Origin of the sequence: Polaromonas aquatica (assembly GCF_042659145.1) — a bacterium.
GTDB lineage: Bacteria > Pseudomonadota > Gammaproteobacteria > Burkholderiales > Burkholderiaceae_C > Polaromonas > Polaromonas aquatica.
This window is the reverse complement of sequence record NZ_JBHSRS010000034.1, coordinates 1-809: the sequence shown is the minus strand read 5'-3', so window position 1 is coordinate 809 and position 809 is coordinate 1. Positions and strand designations below refer to the sequence as shown.

The window sequence follows — 809 nt, the reverse complement described above, 5'->3', positions numbered from 1 at the left end:
GGGGTCGATTTGTTTTCGTTGTCAAAAGTGACGGTAGGAGATCGAGCACTGGCGTAGGGGTGGTCTGATAAGCCCTTGATTTCATTGGTTTTCCTGTTCACTTTTTCAGGCGTATTGTGTCTGCCCCAATCACCGGAGACACAAGATGCAAAGCTGGCACACAACCTACCTTGGCCTGCGAGAGCTGCCAAGGGAAATCAGCACCTTCGAGCTTCAGTCGTTTTTCACGTACAGCCGTACTGAGCGCGAGCTCATCAACGCCCGCCGAAGCAACGCCCACAAGCTGGGTCTGGCACTGCACATAGGTTTCTTGCGCTTGAGCGGGCGCCTGCTGAATTCGGTGCGCATCGTTCCGACAACCCTGTGGCGCCATCTGGGTGACGAAATCGGCATCACTGCTGTTGAACTGGCATCCCTGCGAGCCCTGTATGTTCGCGGTCGAACCCTCTTTGACCATCAACAACTGGCCTGTGATGTCCTGGGGTTTCATTGGATGACGGAGCACCAACGTCGCGCCCTGGTACGCACCCTGCGCGATGAGGTGGCCCGCTGCGCCGATCGGGATCAATTGCTCGTATTCGCTCGGCGCTGGTTGTATCAAAGCAAGATCCTGATCCTGCGCGACCGTGACATCCGTGTCCTGGTCACAGCGGCGCTGGGACAACTCGAAGAAGAAACAGCCAAAACGATTGCGGCATCTGTGCTGCCCGAACAACTGGTGCGCTGGCGGGATGCCATGGCCGCATTGCGCCCGGATGGGCAAACCCAGCAGAGCTGGTTGTGGTCGGCACCGGCCAAACACTCAACCA

The 809-nt window shown here is 57.6% G+C and carries 1 protein-coding gene; it reads left to right on the top strand.

Annotation, left to right across the window (positions count from 1 at the left end; genetic code table 11):
• Positions 1 to 145: 145 nt before the first annotated feature.
• Positions 146 to 809 (top strand): DUF4158 domain-containing protein (locus ACFQND_RS12230; protein ID WP_029310364.1); only part of this gene is annotated, 664 nt, incomplete at its 3' end.